Below are 20,630 nucleotides of genomic sequence, written 5' to 3' on the forward strand. Positions count from 1 at the left end.
CCGCTCTCAATAAGGAAAGACACGAGTGAAAGAGCTTACGACCGACTCCGATGCCACAGGCAAGCGTCTCGACCAGTGGCTGGCCGCAGCATTGGGGCCGGAACTTTCGCGCAGCCGCGTGCAGTCCCTTATTGCCGAAGGTCATGTGACCATCGACGGCGCGCCCGCCCGTGAAACCAAGCAGAAGCTGCGCGAAGGCATGACAATCGCCATCGTGCTGCCTGAGCCGGAGCCAGCCGAGCCGATTGCCGAGAACATACCGCTCGATATTCTTTACGAGGACGACGATCTCATCGTGATCAACAAGCCCGCCGGGCTTGTCGTTCACCCCGGCAACGGCAACTGGACGGGAACACTGGTCAATGCCCTTATATATCATTGTGGCGATAGCTTGTCGGGCATCGGCGGAATCCGCCGTCCAGGCATCGTGCATCGTCTCGACAAGGATACAAGCGGCGTCATGGTCGTTGCCAAGAACGATCTTTCCCACCGGCATCTGAGCGAACAGTTTGCCGACCATGGCCGCACCGGCGATCTGGAGCGCGCCTATCTCGCACTTGTCTGGGGCATGACCGAGCGCCCGCAGGGCTATATCGACGCGCATCTGGGGCGCTCGCACCGCGACCGCACCAAGCAGGCCGTGGTCAATGAAGAGCGCGAAGATGCCCGCCACGCCGTCACCCATTATGCCACGGTCGAAAAGTTCGGCCCTCGCGAAGACGCGACCGCGCTCGCCTCGCTCGTCGAGTGCCGCCTCGAGACCGGACGCACCCACCAGATCCGCGTGCACATGGCGCATATCGGCCATCCGCTTGTCGGCGACATGGACTATGGCAGCGCCTACAAGACCAAGGCCAACAAGCTGCCGGAACCCTTGAAAGAAGCCGTGCGCGGTTTCCACCGCCAGGCATTGCATGCATGGCTGCTCGCTTTCACCCATCCGTCCACCGGGGAACTGATGCGTTTTGAAGCGCCGGTGCCGGAAGATATGGAGCACCTTCTGGAAAATTTCAGGAAACACTCTATATAATACTGGCAACTATCATGGTTGGCCAAAGGATGAATTGCTGATAAAAATCGGCTTTTCATTATCGAGACCGGGGGCGCGGCCACGATGAAAGCCGCTCTCACCACAATTCATTTCAGACGATTTCACGAAACCTTTGTGTTTGACCAACGTTCACATTGTAGTGACAGTTTGTTTCATGAGTTAAAGGATCGTGTTTTCGCCAAAATCATGCCTATATATGGAGGCTCGCGAGAGGGAAGTGCAGGAGGCAGCCCCCGCGACAGGTTCGCCAAACGGGAACCTGAAATCATAAAGGAGGGTGCTCTATGGCCCAGATGAATCTCCCAAGCATCACGTCCGGTGACGGTGGTCTTACCCGTTATCTGGAAGAAATCCGTCGTTTTCCCATGCTTGAGCCGCAGGAAGAATATATGCTGGCCAAGCGCTATCACGAACATACCGACCCCAAGGCCGCCCACAAGCTGGTGACGAGCCATCTGCGTCTCGTGGCCAAGATCGCCATGGGCTATCGCGGCTATGGCCTGCCGATCGGTGAAGTCATCTCTGAAGGCAATGTCGGTCTCATGCAGGCCGTCAAGCGTTTCGAGCCTGAACGGGGTTTCCGTCTTGCCACCTATGCCATGTGGTGGATCAAGGCTTCGATCCAGGAATATATCCTGCGCTCGTGGAGCCTTGTGAAGATGGGCACGACCGCCAATCAGAAGCGCCTGTTCTTCAATCTGCGCAAGATGAAGAGCAAGATTCAGGCGCTCGACGATGGCGATCTCAACCCGGATCAGGTCAAGCAGATCGCGACCAAGCTCAATGTGAGCGAGGACGAAGTGGTTTCCATGAACCGCCGTCTGTCCGGTGACGCTTCGCTGAACGCGCCGCTGCGCGCTTCGGAAGGCGAATCGGGCGAATGGCAGGACTGGCTGGTCGACGACAGCAGCAGCCAGGAGCAGATCCTGATCGAACAGGACGAGCTCGACAACCGCCGCTCCATGCTGGAACAGGCGATGGATACGCTGAACGACCGCGAACGTCGCATTTTCGAGGCCCGCCGCCTCTCCGACGATCCGATGACGCTGGAAGACCTTTCCAGCGAGTTCAGCATCAGCCGCGAGCGCGTGCGCCAGATCGAAGTGCGTGCGTTTGAAAAGGTGCAGGCGGCCGTCAAGGCCGCTGCTTTCAAGCAGCAGAAAGCGCTGAACCATGTCGAGGAAGCGCACACCTAGACAGTTGCTCTATTGATCCTTTTACTGCCGCAAAATGGATGGACCATTTTGCGGCAGAATTGTTTGGGCAGCAAAAATGGAAATCGGTTTGGCCGGAAGGTCGGTATCACCCCTTCAAAATATCGCGGGCGCTCCCCCCACAAACCGTCATGCAACCGATATAAAACCGTCAAACAACTGTAATGGATTGGCTTTAGGGACGAGGGCGTGTTTCACCCAAGCTTCAAGGTCATTCCATGAAAAAGCTCCTGCTCGCCGCAGCTCTCGCGCTTGCCGCTGCCACCGCCGCATCTGCTTCCGACTATGTTTCCTTTCTCGACTATCCGCAGAAGGAACAGGACGGGAAGGAGTTCTTCACGGCCATCGAAATCCCGCAGGGCAGCTTCACCAAATATGAAATCGACGACAAGACCGGCCACATCGTTGTCGACCGCTATCAGTCCATGCCGGTGATCTATCCGGCCAATTACGGCTCGATCACCAGCACGCTTGCCGGTGACGGCGATCCGCTCGACGCGCTGATCTATACGCGTGAGCCGATTGTTCCGGGCGCAATCATCAAGGTTCGTCCCATCGGCGTGCTCAAGATGATCGACGGCGGCGACCAGGACGACAAGATCGTTGCGGTCCCCACCACGGACATCGATCCGACCTATGACAATATCAAGGAAATCACCGATCTGCCGAAGATCGAGCAGCAGCGTCTGGAAGCCTTCTTCCGCGTCTACAAGCAGCTGCCGGAAGGCCGCAAGGTCGTTGAACTGGCTGGATTCGACAGCGCGGAAGCCGCGCAGAACGAAGTCGCCAAGGCTATCAAGGCCTTCGCCGAAAAGAAGTGATCCCGATCGCCAGCCAACAAAAAGGCCGCTCGAAGCGGCCTTTTTCGTTTCATAAGAGGGTTAATTCGTACCCAGCACGTCGTTGAACGCCTTCTCGCCCGGCACGCCCTTTTCAAGGCTGATCAGCGCGCGACGGCCATTGCGGTAGGAAATCGGAATATCGATCCACTGCAGGCGGCGCATCAGCGACAGATTGGTGTCCTGCGCGGTGCGGGCGTCGTTCAGCCATACGATGAAGAAATTGTCGCCGATCTTCGACGGCACGGCGACCAGCGGATTGCCCGCCGCCTGTTCCGTATCCTTGAAGGTAACGCGCTGCACATTGTCCACCACGCCGCCGGGGAAGCCTTCCGGCACGGTGAAGACCATTTCGATCAGATGGCTCGCCGGGATCGACTGGTCCGTATTCTTGCGGATCGTCATCTTCAGCTCGACCTTGCTGGTCGGCATCGTGACGGTTGCGCGCACGGCAGGCTGGGCAGGCTGGCCGTCTTCGGGGCTTTCCTCGATTGTCGACCACACCACATTGCCGCGTTCGACCGAATCCGACCCGGCGCCGCCGCGTTCTTCATAAAGAAGCGCCTGCTGGCCGACGGCAACGGTCTGGTTCTGTCCGGGCTGCGCGCCCGCTGGCGGATTCGTTTCGGCAGGGGCCGGGGTGGAAGCGGCGGTGGACGTGCCCTCGCCGATCCCGTTCGCGCCGCCGGCAGGCCCGCTATCCACTTCGCTGCCGTCCGGCATCAGCCGCTGCGTCAGCTTCGGCTCACCCGCAGGCTGTTGCGGCTGCTCCGGCGTCGGTTCGCCGCCGGTGGTCGCGGTGTTGCTGTCGGCTGGCGGGGTGGCGCCTTCGGGCTGTGTCGCGGCGTCGGAACCGGTGGTGGGCGCTTCGCTGCGCCCAAGGCTCGACGCCAGTTCCTGAATCTTGTCCTTGTTGGCCCAGACGGCATAGCCCGCACCGCCCAGAACCAGAACCGCAACCAGAGCCGCGATCAGGCCCTTATAGGAACGCTGTTCCTTGCGGGCCGTGCGCTCGATATATTCGCTGCGGCGGGCCTGCGCCTTCTCCTTGGCGCGGTCCAGCTTCCAGTCATCGTTGCGCTCGGCCACGAAAGCCGGTGCATCCTCATCGTCGCCGGTGCTTTCGCGGCGCTCGCCCTGCGGCGCGTGGGAAAATGCAGGCTCGTCGCCATCATGGGATGGCGCGGGGCCTTCCGCTGCACGATTCGCCTCCTGCAGAAAATCGTCCAGCGCATCCTCGACCGGCGGCTCCGGCGCGGCGGCTGGCGGCGCATAAAAGGCTTCGACTTCGGCAATGGCGTCTTCAAGGATATTGCGCTGGCGGACAGCCACAGCCTGCGAGGCATTTGCCGTGACAAGCTTCTGCTCGATCGTGGCGCGCGCTTTCGCATAAACGCGCTGGCGCAATTCAGGCGACTTGTCCGCCTGCGCGTCGATCGTCTTTTTCAGTACCGCTACAAAATCCGCCATTCCGTCTTACCCGGTTTCCGCCCGTCCAGATGAACAATAAGCACAGGATGCAATAAATGTCCCAATAATCACAATAATCAAGGGAAAGCAAAGTCTCCGGCTACGATTTAGCGAAGACTTTCAAACCGATGCGGTGAAATAGTGGCAAATCACCCTGCGACGGCGCTTTTGATACTGGGCACCGCCCATATAAACGAATTCGGAGCGGCCTTCCGGGAACGCCACTCCGAACAAGCGTTGTTTCTGAAAACGCGATCAGTCGTGGAACGGATCGGTGACGAGAATGGTGTCTTCGCGTTCCGGGCTGGTGGAGAGCATCGCCACCGGCGCGCCGATCAGTTCTTCGATGTGGCGGACATATTTGACGGCCTGCGCCGGGAGATCGTTCCACGAACGCGCGCCTGCGGTCGTTTCCGACCAGCCGGGCAGCGTTTCATAGATCGGCTTCACGCGGGCCTGCGCGCCCATGGAGGACGGCAGATAGTCGATGCGCTTGCCGTCGAGCTCATAGGCGACGCAGATCTTGATTTCGTCGAGACCGTCGAGAACGTCGAGCTTGGTCAGCGCGATGCCGGTGATGCCGGAGGTACGAACCGTCTGGCGCACGATCACGGCGTCGAACCAGCCGCAGCGGCGCTTGCGGCCCGTCACCACGCCGAACTCATGGCCCTTGGTGCCGAGGAATTCGCCGATCTCGTCGTTCAGCTCGGTCGGGAAAGGCCCCTCGCCCACGCGGGTCGTGTAAGCCTTGGTGATGCCCAGCACATAGCCGATGGCCGTCGGGCCAAGGCCCGAACCGGCGGCAGCCTGACCGGCAACCGTGTTGGAAGACGTCACGAACGGATAGGTACCGTGGTCGTTGTCGAGCAATGCACCCTGCGCGCCTTCGAACAGGATGCGGTCGCCTGCCTTGCGGCGTTCGTCGAGCACGCGCCAGACCTGATCGATATAAGGCAGGATCTGGTCGGCAACCGAGGTCAGTTCGGTCAGGATGGTTTCGACCGCGATTTCCTCAAGGCCCATGCCGCGACGCAGCAGATTGTGGTGCGCGAGCAGGCGTTCGACCTTCGGCTCCAGCGTTTCCGGCTCGGCCAGATCGATGACGCGGATGGCGCGACGGCCAACCTTGTCTTCATAGGCAGGGCCGATGCCGCGCTTGGTGGTGCCGATCTTGAGGCCCGAATTGGAGCCTTCGCGCATGGCGTCGAGATCGCGATGGATGGACAGGATGAGCGGTGCATTTTCGGCAATGCGCAGCACTTCGGGATTGATGTCGATGCCCTGCGCGCGCAGCTTCTCGACTTCGGCGACGAAATGATGCGGATCGACAACGACGCCATTGCCGATGACGCTGAGCTTGCCGCGCACGAGGCCGGATGGCAGCAGCGAAAGCTTGTAGCTGATGCCGTCGATGACCAGCGTATGACCTGCGTTATGCCCGCCCTGATAGCGCACGATGACATCGGCGCGTTCGGACAGCCAGTCAACGATCTTACCCTTGCCCTCGTCGCCCCATTGCGACCCGACGACAACCACATTTGCCATTGAAGAAACTCCTTGGCTTCTATTGAAAATCCAAGGATCGAAGCGGCCCGGTCATCGCCATCAATGGCAACGGGGTGCTGATCCCTCGTCTCTATACAGATTGAAACGGGATTGCGCGACTCTTTCGTGCAAGAAATTCGCGATTTTTGAACACGTCTCGAACGAAGGGCGCTGAGCGTCGGTCGAGATTCCGTTTATGGCGTAGCGAAAATGGTGGGATTTGAGACCCGGAGCGGAACATCCGCGAGTTTTTTAACGCACATCTGATCCGAAAACCGGTTCCCACTTTTCGGGATGTGCTCTAACCGGCGCGGACCATATAAAGCGCATCCTCCGAATAGCTTTTCAGCTTTTCCTCAAGCGCCGGGATGTCGCGGACGACAAAGCCCTTCTTTTCCCAAAAACCCTGCGAGCCGTTGACGGCAACGAGCGCCATGGTGACGAAGCCGTCACGTTCGGCCTGCAAGGCCATCAGTTCGACAACGCGGGTGGCCGCTCCGCTGGAGCGGGCTTCAGGCAGAAGCGCGATATCGTGGATGTAATAGGTGTTGGTATCGTCCGGCAGTTCGCCCAGAACGGCGTTGAGGGCCGGAACCGTATCGAGCTTCCAGGGATGGCTGACGCCATAGCCCAAAACCTCGTTCTCGCGGGCCAGCACGAAGCAGCCTGCCGGATAGAGTTTGAAGCGGTCCCGGAAGACCGCCTCATCTTCAAAGAAATCGAGATGGACAACATTGGCAACCGCAGTCACGCTCGCAATATCCTGCTCGTGCATGTGGCGCCATTCCGGCTGTACCATCTCATCAACCATTTTCTCAAACTTCTCCGACGTTGAACTCAAGCGGTGTTGCCGCCTTGATTGCCTCTTGAGCCGTCAGTTCGTCAAGTGCCGCCTGTGGAATCTGTTCATCCACATAGAGCATGGCAATCGCGTCGCCACCCGGATGGTCGCGCCCGAGCGAGAAGTTTGCAATGTTGATATTGTGCTTGCCGCAGATCGTGCCAAGCAGGCCGATCATGCCCGGAACATCCTTGTTGGTGACGTAAAGCATGTGCGGGCCGACCTCGGCATCGAGATTGATCCCCTTGATCTGGATAAAGCGCGGCTTGCCGTCCGAGAAGCAGGTGCCCGCGATGGAGCGCTCACGGAGCGTCGTCTTCACCGTCAGCTTGATATAGCCGTCGAAAATGCCGGACTTGTCGCGCTTGACTTCCGAGACGATGATGCCGCGTTCCTTCACCATGATCGGCGCGGAAACCATGTTGACATCGGCAACCTGCGGACGGATGAGACCGGCCAGAGCCGCGCTCAGGAGCGCGCGTGTGTTCATGGTGGCTGTGGCGCCATCGAACAGCACTTCCACTTCCTGAATGGGCTCGTCCGTCACCTGACCGACGAAAGCGCCGAGCACATCGGCAAGCTTCACGAATGGTTTCAGGCGCGGCGCTTCCTCCGCCGTGATCGACGGCATGTTGATGGCGTTGGAAACAGCCCCCTTGACCAGATAGTCCGACATCTGTTCGGCCACCTGAAGCGCGACATTTTCCTGCGCTTCCGCCGTCGACGCGCCAAGATGCGGCGTGCAGACGACATTGGGCAGCGAGAAAAGTTCGTTCTCCGTCGCCGGTTCCGTTTCATAGACGTCGATGCCTGCCCCTGCCACATGGCCGGATTTCAGCGCCGCCACCAGATCCTTTTCCACGATCAGGCCACCGCGCGCGCAATTGACGATGCGCACGCCCGGCTTGGTCTTGGCGAGGTTTTCCGCGTTGATGATATTCCGCGTCTTGTCGGTCAATGGCGTGTGCAGCGTGATGAAATCGGCGCGGGCGAGCAGCTCGTCCAGCTCGACCTTTTCCACGCCCAGTTCCTGCGCGCGGGCTTCCGACAGGAACGGATCGAAAGCGACCACATGCATTTTCAGGCCGATGGCGCGGGTCGCGACAATCGAACCGATATTGCCGCAGCCGACGACGCCCAGCGTCTTGCCGGTGATTTCCACGCCCATGAAGCGGTTCTTTTCCCACTTGCCTGCACGGGTGGATGTGTCGGCCTCCGGCAACTGGCGGGCGACAGCGAACATCAGCGCGATAGCGTGTTCGGCGGTGGTGATCGAATTACCGAACGGCGTGTTCATGACGATGATACCGCGGCGCGACGCCGCCGGAATATCGACATTGTCGACGCCAATACCGGCGCGGCCGACGACCTTGAGCTTCTTGGCGGCGGCGATCAGCTTTTCCGTGACCTTGGTGGCCGAACGGATCGCCAGACCGTCATATTCGCCGATGACTTCGAGAAGCTTTTCCTTGTCCTTGCCGAGATCGGGCAGGTAATCGACTTCCACGCCGCGATCCTTGAAAATCTGGACGGCAGTGGGCGAAAGCTTGTCGGATACGAGAACGCGAGGTGCCATGGAGGCCTCCTTCAAACATTTTCAGACCATGCATTTCCTGCGATGACGCAGACCGTTCTCACTCAGGAAATGCTATGAATAATGGGGGATGCGGACCGTGGCCGCCCCAACGCGGACCACGGCGTCATGCATGAAATACTCAGGCAGCCGCTTTCAGCGCAGCTTTCTGCGTTGCAAAAGCCCAATCCAGCCAATGCGTCAGCGCTTCCAGATCGGAAGCTTCCACCGTCGCACCGGCCCAGATGCGCAGGCCCGAAGGGGCGTCGCGATAGGCGCCGATATCATAGGCAACGCCTTCCTTGTCGAGCGCGGTGACGATGCACTTGGCGAAAGCGGCCTGCTCGTCGGCTGACAGGGTGGTCACTTCCGGGTCGACAATGGTGAGGCAGACAGAGGTGTTGGAGCGCGTTTCCGGCTTCACGGCCAGATTGGCGATCCACGGCGTCCTTTCCACGAAATCGTTCAGGACAGCGAAATTCGCATCGGCACGCGCAACCAGCGCATCGAGACCGCCGAGCGATTTCGCCCATTTCAACGCGTCGAGATAATCTTCCACGCAGAGCATGGACGGCGTGTTGATAGTTTCGCCGACGAAAATGCCCTCGATCAGCTTGCCGCCCTTGGTCATGCGGAAAATCTTCGGCAGCGGCCATGCAGGCTTGTAGCTTTCCAGCCGCTCGACAGCCCGCGGGCTGAGGATCAGGACGCCATGCGCGCCCTCGCCGCCCAGCACCTTCTGCCAGGAGAAGGTGACGACATCGAGTTTCGCGAAATCGAGACGCTGCGCGAAAGCGGCAGAGGTCGCATCGCAGAAGGTGAGGCCCTTGCGGTCAGCCGGAATGAAATCAGCGTTTGGCACGCGCGCGCCCGATGTGGTGCCGTTCCAGGTGAAGACCACATCGCGGTCGAAATCGACTTGGCTGAAATCGACAATCTCGCCGTAAGGCGCCTCGAAGGTGCGCACATCTTCGAGCTTGAGCTGCTTGGTCACATCCGTCACCCAGCCCGAACCAAAGCTTTCCCATGCGACCATATCGACGCCGCGCGCGCCGAGCATGGACCACAGCGCCATTTCGACAGCGCCGGTATCGGAAGCGGGCACGATGCCGATGCGGTAATCGGCAGGCACCTGCAGCACTTCCCGGGTGAGATCAATGGCCTCTTTGAGCTTGTTCTTGCCGATTTTCGCGCGGTGCGAACGGCCAAGCGCCGCATCGACCAGCGCATTCAGCGACCAGCCGGGACGTTTTGCACAGGGACCGGATGAAAAATTAGGATTAGCCGGGCGAACTGCCGGCTTCGCAATCGTCGTCATGTTGTTTCTATCCTCTCAGATAGCACGCGTCTCGTTGGGGAGACGTGGCCCACTTACCGGGATAGCCGAAAGCGCATTCTTCCTCAATACGCCATTCGTGGAATATTTTCATCAAACCCGCCCGGATTGCTCCGGGCGGATAGAATTTCGTTATCGCGTCGCCGTCTGCGTTTCGGAAGCATCATCTTCCATGCGCGCATAATAGCTCGCGATCAGCGCGCCGGAAATATTGTGCCACACGCTGAAGACCGCGCTCGGCACCGCCGCCAGCGGCGAGAAATGCGCATTGGCGAGCGCAGCGCCAAGGCCGCTGTTCTGCATGCCGACCTCGATGCTGATTGCCTTGCGCTTGGCAAGCGACAGGCCAGCGAAACGCGCCGCGAAATAGCCGAGCAGCAAGCCGAATCCGTTGTGCAGGAACACAACCGCGAAGATCAGCAGGCCGGACTGCGCGATGGCCGCCTTGTTGACCGCGACCACGGCGGCGACGATCAGCACGATGCCGATGACCGAAACCAGCGGCAGCATGGGCACCGCAGCCTTGACCAGCCCCGGCACCAGCTTCTGCAAGACGAAGCCCAGCGCCAGCGGCACGAGGATCACCTTCACGATGCTGATGAACATGCTCATCGCATCGACCGGCAGATACTGGCTGGCGAAGAACCAGACGAGGAATGGCGTGACCAGCGGCGCCAGCAGCGTGGTGACGCTGGTGCATGCAACGCTGAGCGCCACATCGCCCTTCGACAGATAGGTCATGACGTTGGAAGCCGTGCCGCCGGGGCAGCAGCCGACAAGGATCACGCCCGCCGCCACTTCCGGCGACATCGGGATGATGCGCGTCAGCAACACGGCAAGAAGCGGCATGATGATGAACTGCGCCAGCACGCCGATGGCGACATCGAAAGGCCGCTTGGCGACTTCGGCAAAATCCTTGCCGGAAATGGTCAGGCCCATGCCGAACATGATGATGCCAAGCAGCACCACGATCCATGGCGCGAAGACGCTGAATGTGGATGGCAACAGGAAGCCGAGTACGGCGAAAATAATGACCCAGACAGCAAAAGTCCGGCCTACGAAATCTGAAAATGCTGCGATTGCTTTCATGACCCTCCCCTTTTCAGGACACGCATTCGACGCGTTCTGTCACCTGTAAGGATTCGGTGCGCATATGAAAACGAAAAATTCGATGGAGCTGAAACAAATGAACTGGAAAGCGGGCCAAAAGGCCCGCTGCTATTACCAGGTCGTGAAGCGCACACCTGCGCGCAGCTGATGGGACTGGATATCCTTGTCGCTCAGGGTGATGCCTGCCGCACTCGCAATATCCGCGCCCTCGATGACGCCATAGCGATAGCCGACATCGAGCTTGACGTTGGAGGCCACATCGATGCCCACACCCGCCATCAGCGCCCAGGCAAGACGATAATCATCGTCCATCTTGTAGTCGCCATAGGCCGTATTGATGGAATAACGAACATTGGCAAAGCCGAGACCGGCGCCCAGATAAGGCGTGAAACCGGAATAATTGCCAAGATCGACATAGGCATTGGCCATTATGTCCCAGCTGCGAACGTCGACGTCCAGATCATCGAAGCCCTGCTTGGAATAGCCGAACGTCACGTCGCCGCGCAGATTATCCGTGAACTGATAGCCGATGCCGATGGAAGGCACGACATTCTTGTCCAGATCAAAGCTCTCGGACGCGCTCCCGAAAGGTGTCTCCGCCTGAAGCCTGGCCTTGGAGGAGATGTTGTAGCCTATGTCGCCGCGCAAATACCAGCCGGAGCCGACCTCTACCGGCTGCTGCGCCGGAGCGCCCGGCTCATAGCTGATCATATCGAGATCGGCGGCAAAGGACTGCGATGCGATGCAGAACCCGGCCAGCAGTGCGGCCGACGAACAGAAAGCGCGCCATTGCATGTACATGATGAAATCCCCGCTTATGAATGTATCATCATGTATGAATGAACATGGTTAAGATCACATAAATATAGGGATATGTTTACCGTATTTCTAAACGAACAAAGGCCCGGATAACCGGGCCTTTGTTCGTTTCGGGATTTGCTTTTTACTTGTAAACCGGGCCGTCCACGATGGTCGAAGCCTGCTGCGGGGCATAGGCAGGAGCCGCGCCGCCAAACATGTAGCGCAGGCCGACGCGCACATCGTGCACATTCATGCCCTTGTCGTAACCGTCACCGATCCACTGGTTGCCCTCGAACATCTTGCCGCCGTTGATATGGCGATAGCGATAGCCCGCATCGAGCTTGAGATTATGCGTGAGATCGACCGATGCACCGGCCATGAGCGCATAGGTAAAGCGCCAATTGGCAGCGCCTTCCTGCGTGCCGCCATAACGAACATCGTCGAGATCGCCCCACTTCACGCGGGTGCCGCCGATACCGGCGCCGACATAAGGCGTGAAGCCGGCGAAATTGCCCAGATCGACATAGGCATTAGCCAGAATGGAAAGTGCAGAGAAACGGCTGCGCTCGTCGGATGCGCAGTTGATATCGCCGTTACAGGCCGAACCATAGGTATGGCCGTCGAACTTGGCGCGGGTCATGTAGTCGACCGTCAGGTCGGTGCGGAAATAATCCGTCACCTGATAGCCGACGCCGCCGCCCACAAGGAACGAACCCTTCAGGTCGCCATAAAGCGTGTTGCTGCCGAAGGTCGGCGAACCGCCGCCGCAGGTATCGCAATTATCGATGGTCGCGTAATCCGCATCCTTGAACTTGGCCTTGGAGTAGCCGATATCGCCGCGCAGATACCAGCCGCCAACCGCAGGCGGAGCGACGACGACTTCCGGTACTTCCGGCACGGGCTCAAGAATATCCGCTGCCAGCGTTACAGGTGCCGTGGACATCAGGGCAACCGATGCCGCCACACCGGCAAAAAGAGTTTTCGTAAGACTTTTCATAGGTCTGCCCCATCGGAGAATCGCGCCGCAAAAGCGGCGGGTACGGATGTTTGAGGGGAAGACTATGCGGTAAAAGTTAAATACAACTTAACCTTGTTTTTTTACCATACTAATTAACACTTGCTAATATAAAGAAGGCGTTCCAGACAAAAAAAGCGCGGGACAAAACCCGCGCCATTGCTGAATTGCGCCGAAAGCGGTCAGGCCGCAGCGCTGCCTTCGGACGAGATCACATCGATGATGTCGTTGACGACCTTTTCCACCAAGCCGCGATCATCGCCTTCCGCCATGACGCGGATGAGCGGCTCCGTGCCGGACGGACGGATAACCAGGCGGCCCTGATGGCCGAGACGCTCGGTTGCTTCGTCGATTGCGCTCTTCACGCGCTTGTTTTCCAGCGGCTTGCCGCCAGCGGTGCGCACATTCTTCAGAAGCTGCGGCACCGGATCGAACTTGCGGCAGACTTCGCTGATCGGCCTGCCCTGCTCCTGCGCGACGGCAAGAATTTGCAGCGCGGAAATCAAGCCGTCGCCCGTCGTCGCGAAATCGGACAGGACGATATGGCCCGACTGCTCGCCACCGACATTGAAGCCATGTTCGCGCATATGCTCGACCACATATCGGTCGCCCACCTTGGTGCGGGCCAGCGTCAGGTGACGGTCGGCAAGGAAGCGCTCGAGACCGAGATTGGACATGACGGTCGCGACGATACCGCCGCCTTCGAGCCGGTCACTTGCCGCCCAGCTTTCGGCGATGACGGCCATCAGCTGGTCGCCGTCGATGACAGTGCCGTTTTCATCGACCAGCAATACGCGATCCGCATCGCCATCGAGCGCGATGCCCACATCGGCGCGCACTTCGTGAACCTTCTTCATCAGGCCGATGGGGTGCGTGGAACCGCAATCCTCATTGATATTGATGCCGTTCGGCTCATTATTGATGGTGATGACTTCCGCGCCCAGCTCCCACAGGGCGGCAGGGGCCACCTTGTAGCCCGCGCCATTGGCGCAATCGACCACGACGCGCAAGCCGTTCAGGTCGATGTTGCGCGGCAGCGTGCGCTTGGCAAACTCGATATAGCGATAGATGTCGCCGTCAACGCGCTTGGCGCGGCCGACATCGCCATGACTGGCGAGATAGGGGGTAAGATCGCCGTCGATCATTGCCTCGATCTTCAGTTCGATCTCGTCGGAAAGCTTGTATCCGTCCGGACCGAAAAGCTTGATGCCGTTATCGTAGAATGGATTGTGCGACGCGGATATCATGACGCCGATATCGGCGCGCAGCGACCGACAAAGCATCGCAACGGCTGGCGTCGGGATCGGGCCGAGCAGGAACACATCCATGCCAGCGGCGGTGAAACCGGCCACCAGCGCATTCTCCAGCATATAGCCCGAACGGCGCGTATCCTTGCCGATCACCACGCGCGAAGCCTGACCTTTGCGGCGGAAGATGTGACCGACCGCCATGCCGACTTTCATGGCGACTTCCGGGGTCATGGGAAAGCTGTTTGCCTGTCCGCGAATGCCATCGGTTCCGAAATATTTCCGTGTCATTTGTTTCGCCTTGCGCTGAGCCATGAAACGCTCTCTGTCTTCAAATATATGCCGCCCGAACTCACAGGCGAACAATGGCTGCCGTTTGACCGGCCAGCGGATTTCGCTGTTCTTAACGCGAAAACCCTCACGAATGCAATTTCGCCTTTGGCGGAATGTCCAACACTCCCGGACCCAAAGTCGTATGCTGATACAATATGATGCGCCGAATTCCTTAATGAGCCTTTGCGGTCAGCCCCCACAAAGCTGGATAACAAGAAAGCCGGGACAAGCCCGGCTTTCTCCATTCAGTTTCAAGAAGCCTATTGCGGCTGCGGCTCCATGCCCGGTTCGCTGCCGGGCTCGCTGCCCTTGCGCTTGCGTGGGCTTCCGGCCTTCGGCACGCCCGAACCGCGCGACGGCGTATCGTTGCCCTGATCACGCGACGGCTTGTTGCCTGCGATCAGTTCCTTGATCTCATCGCCCGAGAGCGTTTCATATTCAAGCAGGCCTTCGGCAAGCGCGACCCAGTCCTTCTTCTTCTTGGTCAGGATGCGGGTCGCCTCGGCATAGGCCTCGTCGATCAGGCGGCGTACTTCGGCATCGATGATCTGCGCGGTTTCTTCCGAAATATTCTGCGTGCGGGACACCGAATGGCCGAGGAAGACTTCCTCCTGATTGTCGCCATAGGCCACGCGGCCAAGCTTGTCGGAATAGCCCCACTGCGTCACCATCGAACGGGCAAGCTTGGTGGCCTGCTGAATGTCGGAGGAAGCACCGGACGTGATGTTTTCCTTGCCGAATTTCAGCTCTTCCGCCACGCGACCGCCCATCATGATGGCAAGACGCGACACCATCCACGTATAGGTGGCCGAATAACGGTCGCCTTCGGGAAGCTGCATCACCATGCCCAGCGCGCGGCCACGCGGAATGATCGTTGCCTTGTGCACCGGATCGGCCTTCGGCACGTTGAGCGCGACGATGGCGTGGCCTGCCTCGTGATAGGCCGTATTGGCCTTTTCTTCCGGCGTCATGGCGGAGCGGCGTTCCGCGCCCATCATGATCTTGTCCTTGGCGTCCTCGAATTCCTGCATGGTCACAAGGCGCTTGTTGCGGCGTGCGGCCATGAGGGCGGCTTCGTTGACGAGGTTGGCGAGATCGGCACCGGAGAAGCCCGGCGTTCCGCGTGCGACAACCTTGAGATCGACATTGGGTGCAAGCGGCACGTTGCGCACATGCACTTTGAGAATCTGTTCGCGCCCGACAATATCCGGGTTCGGCACAACGACCTGACGGTCGAAACGGCCCGGACGCAGCAGCGCCGGATCGAGAACATCGGGACGGTTGGTTGCCGCGATCAGGATGATCGATTCGTTGGCTTCAAAACCGTCCATCTCCACCAGAAGCTGGTTGAGCGTCTGTTCGCGTTCGTCATTGCCGCCGCCGAGACCGGCGCCGCGATGACGGCCAACCGCGTCGATTTCGTCGATGAAGATGATGCAGGGCGCATTTTTCTTGGCCTGCTCGAACATGTCGCGGACGCGGCTCGCACCAACACCGACGAACATTTCAACAAAGTCCGAACCGGAAATGGTGAAGAAAGGCACATTGGCTTCGCCCGCTACCGAACGCGCCAGCAGCGTCTTACCGGTGCCGGGAGGGCCGACGAGCAGCACGCCGCGGGGGATCTTGCCGCCCAGACGCTGGAACTTCTGCGGATCGCGCAGGAATTCGACGATTTCCTCAAGGTCCTGCTTGGCTTCGTCCACGCCGGCAACGTCCTGGAACGTCACGCGGCCATGCGCTTCGGTGAGAAGCTTCGCCTTCGACTTGCCGAAGCCCATCGCGCCGCGTGATCCGCCCTGCATCTGGCGCATGAAGAAAATCCACACGCCGAGGATCAGGATCATCGGAAGCCACGACAGGAGAATGCCGATCAGCGAGCTGGAACCGTCCGTTTCAGGGCGTGCGGTGATCGCGACACCCTTTTCTTCAAGGCGCGAGACAAGACCCGTATCGCCCGGCGAATAGGTCTGGAAGGTCGAACCATTGTCAGCAAAAGTGCCGCTAATCCGCTGGCCGGTGATCGTGACCGATTTCACGCGACCGTTGGATACGTCGTCTATAAATTGCGAATAGGAAACTTCACGGGAATTGGTGCGCTGACCTGGGCTTTGGAACAGGTTGAACAGCGCAATCAAAAGAAGAGCAATGATCGCCCAGAGGGCGAAGTTGCGATAGTTCGGATTCATATCGGGTCCAATCGATACCACGGCCATTCCGCGGGCACGGAACGATGTTTCGGTCTAACATAGGATCGAAGGATGGCCTTGCCAAGGCGCGTTTGACCCCGCATCTTCGATTCTTCGCACTCTGGTTTACAAAAAGAGCATTTCCAGCAAAAGTGCGAGGCGCCTGCGCGGGGAAATCAGTCCACTGGACTGATTTCTTATCCCGCTTCGATGCGCAGGATAATGCGTCAAAGCAAGGGTGGAGCTGTTCCTGGCGATTCTGTTGAATCGGGAACAGCTCTAGGACATTTCCGCGCAGACGCGCCCGATACGGGCCTGAACGGCCATTGCGAGCTCGAAATCGTGCCCCGGCAGCACGTGATCGAAGATCGCAAAATGCCGTTCGATATGAATGCCTTGCGGAAGATTTCCATCCGGCAGGAACGGCAAGGCAAAAAGCCCGCCATCCCGGTAAAGAGCCGGCGAAACCAGCAGGGCCTCACGTTTGCGGGAGTCGATCTCGATGTCCCGCGCCTTGAGGAAATCGGCCAGTTCCTGCCGTCCCGGTGCGGCAAGTCCGAAATCGATCGAGCCTTCGTTCAAAAAGCGGAAGCGCCCGTCCCAGATGATTGGCTTGCCCGGTTCCAGATGAAGTTTGGGCAGATTGCGTTTTTCACGGAGGAACCGGTGCGGAGAACCTTCCCCGCCCCGCTCGATCAGCGCGCCGAACACGGTCAGGCGGCGATTGTCGTCCGCTCCCGAGAGAACGCGTTCGATGCGCGAGCGCTCGCTGTCGCCCGGCAGGAAACGGCGTCCGCCGGCAATCGCCGCCAGCAGTCCGGAAAACAGCCGCCGCGCATTGTCGGGGAGCGCCGCGTAATGCTGCGGATCGACCAGCAAGGCCCCGTTCGCATCGATGCGCAGGCTCGCCGGGTCGCCGAGTGCAGCAATCAGCGCGGCATTGTCCCGCTCGCGCGCGGCTCCAGCCTCGGCAATCCGGTCGAGAACAGCCTGCCGGTCAGCCTTCGCGGCAGCGCCCAAACGAACCCGCGGACGTTCATATTCCGTGTTGGCATTGCTGGGATCATCGACCCATTCAATGCCCCGTTTCCGCAATTCATCGCGCAAGGTTTGCCGGGAAACGGAAAGCAGGGGGCGGTCGAGCTCCACCGATCCTTCCCGTCCAAGACCACCCAGCAACGAACGCGGCGACATGGCGGCAAGCCCCCGCGCCTCGGCATGGGCGCTGCGCTCCTTGCGCATCAGAAAGGTTTCGATCTGGTCGTCCTGCGTATGGCCGGTGACGATGAAGGCTGCACCCGCATCCTGCGCCGCCTGCGACAGCAGGCGATAGCGCGCCGTGCGCGCCGCCGCGGCAAGTCCGCTCGCAGGCTTCGCCTCGTCCCAGGTGAGGATACGGTGCTCAATCCCGTAGCGCTGGCAGAGCCGGCCGACATTTTCGGCCTCGGCGCTGGATTCTGCGCGCAATTGATGATCCACAGTCACGGCAATCAGCCGCGGTGGATGCTTGAGCGTGGCCATGTAATCCCGGAGAAGAAAAAGCAGCCCGAGAGAATCGCTGCCGCCCGACACAGCAGCAATCACGGCCCTGGCCTGCCCAAACCCGAATGGCTCGAACAATTTGAAAATATTGCCTGGGCTAAGCCCCACGAAATAACTCCGCAATCAAAGCATGCGAATAAAATCATGCTCAAACAAAAATCTGGAGCGGTTGGCGATTCAACCTGAATTCATCCCGCTCCAACAGGTTCTGACCCTAACATTTGGCACGGCTGCGCTCGTCGGCGACCCGCTTCAATATGGCAGGCGCCGCCTTGGGGTAACGTTCGGGAATCTGCGCGAAGGTCGCGCAGGCGACATCGCGATTATCCATTTTTTCCAGCGTCATGCCGAGCTTGAACATGTTTTCCGGCGCGCGCTTGGAATCGGGATAATCGCGCTGCGTATCGATGAACACGGTGGCGGCTTCCGGATAGCGGCCCTGACCGTAAAGCGATTCCCCCAGCCAGAAGCGCGCTTCCGCCGTGTTGGGATCAGCCGGATAGCGCTTCACATGCTCGCGGAAACCGGTTTCGGCTGCCTTGTAGTCGCCCGACATCAGATATTGATAGGACGCCTGATAGAGCGAATTGGGGTTATCGTCGGTGGGAAGCGATGCAACCGCATCGCCTGCCGCCGTTCCGCCCGCAGCCGGTCCCGGCTGTACCGCGCGCGGCGTGGCGTCGAGTGTTTCGCCGATTACATTGCCACTGGCGTCGAAGCGGATGGAGCCCAGCGTCTGCGGCGGCTCGCCGCGTGCCGGTCCGCCCTGTGCGGGCGCATTCGAATCAATAGCCATGGAATCGGCGCTGGAAGGCTGGCTGGCCGCCGTCTGCGAAGCGCCTTCGGAAACCCCGCCATCGAGGTTTCCGTTGTTGCCCTGATCCGAACCGGCATCGGCCAGCGACGTATTGCCGCCAGCCTGCTGAACATCCGTCTCGGCCCGTTTTCCGGTTTCCAGAAACTGGAAGCGGGTTTCGTTCGCTTCCTGCATTTTCTGCATCTGATCCTGCATTTCGAGGATCTGGAAGTTCATGGCCTCCGCCCGCGCGCTCAACGCGTCCGCGATCGCGGCCGCATTGCCGACGCCCTGTGCGCACAGATCGGCCCCCGGAGATGCCGCGGCGGGCGCGGTCTGGGCTGCGCTGCTCGAAGCAGGCGAGGTTATGCCATTCTTCTTTTCCAGTTCTTCAAACCGGAACTCATTGTCTTCCTGCGTCTTTTGCAGCTGATTGTCGGTGAACGAAATCTGGGCGTCCACATCCTCGACCTTGCCAGTCAGGTTGCGCACCAGTTCCTGCTGCAAGCCGGGGCTCTGATAGCCGCCGCCCTGCCCGCCGCCGCTACCATTGTCCCGCATGGCTTCATCAAGAATTGCCGTCGAGCCGATGCTGACGTGATGCGGTGCCCCGCCGCGCCCCTTTTCCAAGGCCTGGAAACGCGCTTCATTGTCGCGCTGGATTTTCAGCATCTTGTCGCGAAGCTGCAAGATGCGCGCATAGGACTGGGCATTTTGATGCGCCAGATTGCAGACCTGCTGCGAAAACTGATCCCCGCCGGGAGCACCTGCCTGCGCGAGCTGAATTTCCCCTTGCGAAGAAACAGATGCCGCCAGAGCCGGAGCACTCGCCAAAAGCGGCAGCATGGCAATTGCCAGCGTCACTTTCCTCATTGGTTTCCTCATTCCTTTGCCCCTGCAAATTCATCCATCCGGTTCCTGCGACCCGGATGATCGAGTGCCGCGCCTGAACAGACGCTGAATGCGTTTGCCGCACGATCAGCTCCGCTTTTAGAGCATTTCCAGCGAAAGTGCGAAGCGGTTTTGCGCCGCAAAATGCGAAAAGCGAAGGCATCTTGACGCTCACTATGACAGGGGTGACTTCGGCCAAAGTTTGTCAGAAAGCCCGCAAATGCGGTCCAAAACGAAAAAAGCGGCCCGAAAGCCGCTTTTCCGTAACACTATGCGATGCTCGCGGATTAGCTGCCTGCACCGTTGAGAACGGTGACGGCGCGGCGGTTCTGCGACCAGCACGAGTCGGCGTCGCAAACTGCGACCGGACGTTCGTTGCCGTAGGAGATGGTGCGCATACGGTTGGTCGGCACGCCGCGGGAAGCGAGGAAGTCGCGGGTGGCGGCTGCACGGCGCTGGCCGAGAGCGAGGTTGTATTCACGCGTGCCGCGTTCGTCTGCATGGCCTTCGATCGTGATCGAGTACTGCGGATAACGCTGCAGCCACTGGGCCTGCTTGGAAAGCGTCTGCTGCGCATCGGCGCGGATCAGCGAAGAATCGAGATCGAAGAAGATGCGGTCGCCGACATTGACCGTGAAGTCCTGAGCGGAACCCGGCGTCGCGGCACCTGCACCGAGACCCAGATCACCGGCATTGTTCGGGAGGTTCTTCTTGGATGCGCAACCGGCAACGGCGAGCGACATGAAAAGGGCGATAGCGATCGGGCTACGTGCAATCGACTGGATACGGCGCATGGGCCGGAGCTCCTTAAGATTTGATGTTCCTGCGTAACCATCC

16 protein-coding genes are annotated in these 20,630 nt (G+C 59.6%); 3 read left to right on the plus strand and 13 right to left on the minus strand.

The window, feature by feature from the left end:
• Nucleotides 1–25 precede the first annotated feature (25 nt).
• The 3 genes from F9K78_RS17835 to F9K78_RS17845 all read left to right on the plus strand — a co-directional run bounded on the left by F9K78_RS17835 (nucleotide 26) and on the right by F9K78_RS17845 (nucleotide 3,086).
• Complete coding sequence (locus F9K78_RS17835) at nucleotides 26–1,030, plus strand: RluA family pseudouridine synthase (protein ID WP_121983308.1); 1,005 nt, start codon at nucleotides 26–28, stop codon at nucleotides 1,028–1,030.
• A 305-nt stretch (nucleotides 1,031–1,335) separates the two neighbouring features.
• On the plus strand, nucleotides 1,336–2,247 hold the full coding sequence (rpoH, locus tag F9K78_RS17840; protein ID WP_121986119.1) for an RNA polymerase sigma factor RpoH: 912 nt from the start codon (nucleotides 1,336–1,338) through the stop codon (nucleotides 2,245–2,247).
• 236 nt (nucleotides 2,248–2,483) lie between these two features.
• Nucleotides 2,484–3,086, plus strand: coding sequence for an inorganic diphosphatase (locus tag F9K78_RS17845; RefSeq protein ID WP_121983309.1), 603 nt, complete (start codon nucleotides 2,484–2,486; stop codon nucleotides 3,084–3,086).
• Nucleotides 3,087–3,146: 60 nt separating this feature from the next.
• On the opposite strand, the gene F9K78_RS17850 is transcribed toward F9K78_RS17845, so the two are convergent.
• The 13 genes from F9K78_RS17850 to pal all read right to left on the minus strand — a co-directional run bounded on the left by F9K78_RS17850 (nucleotide 3,147) and on the right by pal (nucleotide 20,587).
• The gene (locus tag F9K78_RS17850; protein WP_121986120.1) at nucleotides 3,147–4,574 is read right to left on the minus strand and encodes a RodZ family helix-turn-helix domain-containing protein; all 1,428 of its coding nucleotides are present in this window, start codon (nucleotides 4,572–4,574) and stop codon (nucleotides 3,147–3,149) included.
• Nucleotides 4,575–4,829: 255 nt separating this feature from the next.
• A complete protein-coding gene (locus F9K78_RS17855) occupies nucleotides 4,830–6,119 on the minus strand; it encodes an adenylosuccinate synthase (RefSeq protein WP_121983311.1) in 1,290 nt (429 codons plus the stop codon).
• 301 nt (nucleotides 6,120–6,420) lie between these two features.
• A complete protein-coding gene (locus F9K78_RS17860) occupies nucleotides 6,421–6,930 on the minus strand; it encodes a GNAT family N-acetyltransferase (RefSeq protein ID WP_121983312.1) in 510 nt (169 codons plus the stop codon).
• 4 nt (nucleotides 6,931–6,934) lie between these two features.
• On the minus strand, nucleotides 6,935–8,536 hold the full coding sequence (gene serA, locus F9K78_RS17865) for a phosphoglycerate dehydrogenase (protein ID WP_121986121.1): 1,602 nt from the start codon (nucleotides 8,534–8,536) through the stop codon (nucleotides 6,935–6,937).
• Between the two features lie 139 nt (nucleotides 8,537–8,675).
• The gene (locus F9K78_RS17870) at nucleotides 8,676–9,851 is read right to left on the minus strand and encodes a phosphoserine transaminase (protein ID WP_151682530.1); all 1,176 of its coding nucleotides are present in this window, start codon (nucleotides 9,849–9,851) and stop codon (nucleotides 8,676–8,678) included.
• 150 nt (nucleotides 9,852–10,001) lie between these two features.
• Entirely contained in the window at nucleotides 10,002–10,958 is a 957-nt protein-coding gene (locus F9K78_RS17875; RefSeq protein WP_121986123.1) for a bile acid:sodium symporter family protein, read from the minus strand.
• Nucleotides 10,959–11,090: 132 nt separating this feature from the next.
• Nucleotides 11,091–11,780 carry an outer membrane protein gene (locus F9K78_RS17880; RefSeq protein WP_121983315.1) on the minus strand — a complete coding sequence of 230 codons (690 nt, stop codon included), beginning with the start codon at nucleotides 11,778–11,780 and terminating at the stop codon, nucleotides 11,091–11,093.
• A gap of 142 nt (nucleotides 11,781–11,922) precedes the next feature.
• Nucleotides 11,923–12,777, minus strand: coding sequence for an outer membrane protein (locus F9K78_RS17885; RefSeq protein ID WP_121983316.1), 855 nt, complete (start codon nucleotides 12,775–12,777; stop codon nucleotides 11,923–11,925).
• Between the two features lie 200 nt (nucleotides 12,778–12,977).
• Nucleotides 12,978–14,333 carry a phosphoglucosamine mutase gene (glmM, locus tag F9K78_RS17890; RefSeq protein ID WP_121983411.1) on the minus strand — a complete coding sequence of 452 codons (1,356 nt, stop codon included), beginning with the start codon at nucleotides 14,331–14,333 and terminating at the stop codon, nucleotides 12,978–12,980.
• A gap of 302 nt (nucleotides 14,334–14,635) precedes the next feature.
• On the minus strand, nucleotides 14,636–16,564 hold the full coding sequence (ftsH, locus tag F9K78_RS17895; RefSeq protein ID WP_121986185.1) for an ATP-dependent zinc metalloprotease FtsH: 1,929 nt from the start codon (nucleotides 16,562–16,564) through the stop codon (nucleotides 14,636–14,638).
• Between the two features lie 279 nt (nucleotides 16,565–16,843).
• Complete coding sequence (tilS, locus tag F9K78_RS17900; protein ID WP_121986124.1) at nucleotides 16,844–18,214, minus strand: tRNA lysidine(34) synthetase TilS; 1,371 nt, start codon at nucleotides 18,212–18,214, stop codon at nucleotides 16,844–16,846.
• A 106-nt stretch (nucleotides 18,215–18,320) separates the two neighbouring features.
• A complete protein-coding gene (gene ybgF / locus F9K78_RS17905; protein ID WP_121986125.1) occupies nucleotides 18,321–19,787 on the minus strand; it encodes a tol-pal system protein YbgF in 1,467 nt (488 codons plus the stop codon).
• Between the two features lie 293 nt (nucleotides 19,788–20,080).
• On the minus strand, nucleotides 20,081–20,587 hold the full coding sequence (gene pal / locus F9K78_RS17910; RefSeq protein ID WP_006473326.1) for a peptidoglycan-associated lipoprotein Pal: 507 nt from the start codon (nucleotides 20,585–20,587) through the stop codon (nucleotides 20,081–20,083).
• Between the last annotated feature and the right edge of the window lie 43 nt (nucleotides 20,588–20,630).

Origin of the sequence: Brucella pseudintermedia, assembly GCF_008932435.1 — a bacterium.
Lineage (GTDB): Bacteria > Pseudomonadota > Alphaproteobacteria > Rhizobiales > Rhizobiaceae > Brucella > Brucella pseudintermedia.

Coding starts and splice junctions, on each gene's coding strand:
- rpoH (WP_121986119.1), top strand. CDS start 1,336: ATGGCCCAGATGAATCTCCCAAGCATCACGTCCGGTGACGGTGGTCTT.
- F9K78_RS17845 (WP_121983309.1), top strand. CDS start 2,484: ATGAAAAAGCTCCTGCTCGCCGCAGCTCTCGCGCTTGCCGCTGCCACC.
- F9K78_RS17850 (WP_121986120.1), bottom strand. CDS start 4,574: ATGGCGGATTTTGTAGCGGTACTGAAAAAGACGATCGACGCGCAGGCG.
- F9K78_RS17855 (WP_121983311.1), bottom strand. CDS start 6,119: ATGGCAAATGTGGTTGTCGTCGGGTCGCAATGGGGCGACGAGGGCAAG.
- F9K78_RS17860 (WP_121983312.1), bottom strand. CDS start 6,930: ATGGTTGATGAGATGGTACAGCCGGAATGGCGCCACATGCACGAGCAG.
- serA (WP_121986121.1), bottom strand. CDS start 8,536: ATGGCACCTCGCGTTCTCGTATCCGACAAGCTTTCGCCCACTGCCGTC.
- F9K78_RS17870 (WP_151682530.1), bottom strand. CDS start 9,851: ATGACGACGATTGCGAAGCCGGCAGTTCGCCCGGCTAATCCTAATTTT.
- F9K78_RS17875 (WP_121986123.1), bottom strand. CDS start 10,958: ATGAAAGCAATCGCAGCATTTTCAGATTTCGTAGGCCGGACTTTTGCT.
- F9K78_RS17880 (WP_121983315.1), bottom strand. CDS start 11,780: ATGTACATGCAATGGCGCGCTTTCTGTTCGTCGGCCGCACTGCTGGCC.
- F9K78_RS17885 (WP_121983316.1), bottom strand. CDS start 12,777: ATGAAAAGTCTTACGAAAACTCTTTTTGCCGGTGTGGCGGCATCGGTT.
- glmM (WP_121983411.1), bottom strand. CDS start 14,333: ATGACACGGAAATATTTCGGAACCGATGGCATTCGCGGACAGGCAAAC.
- ftsH (WP_121986185.1), bottom strand. CDS start 16,564: ATGAATCCGAACTATCGCAACTTCGCCCTCTGGGCGATCATTGCTCTT.
- ybgF (WP_121986125.1), bottom strand. CDS start 19,787: ATGAGGAAACCAATGAGGAAAGTGACGCTGGCAATTGCCATGCTGCCG.
- pal (WP_006473326.1), bottom strand. CDS start 20,587: ATGCGCCGTATCCAGTCGATTGCACGTAGCCCGATCGCTATCGCCCTT.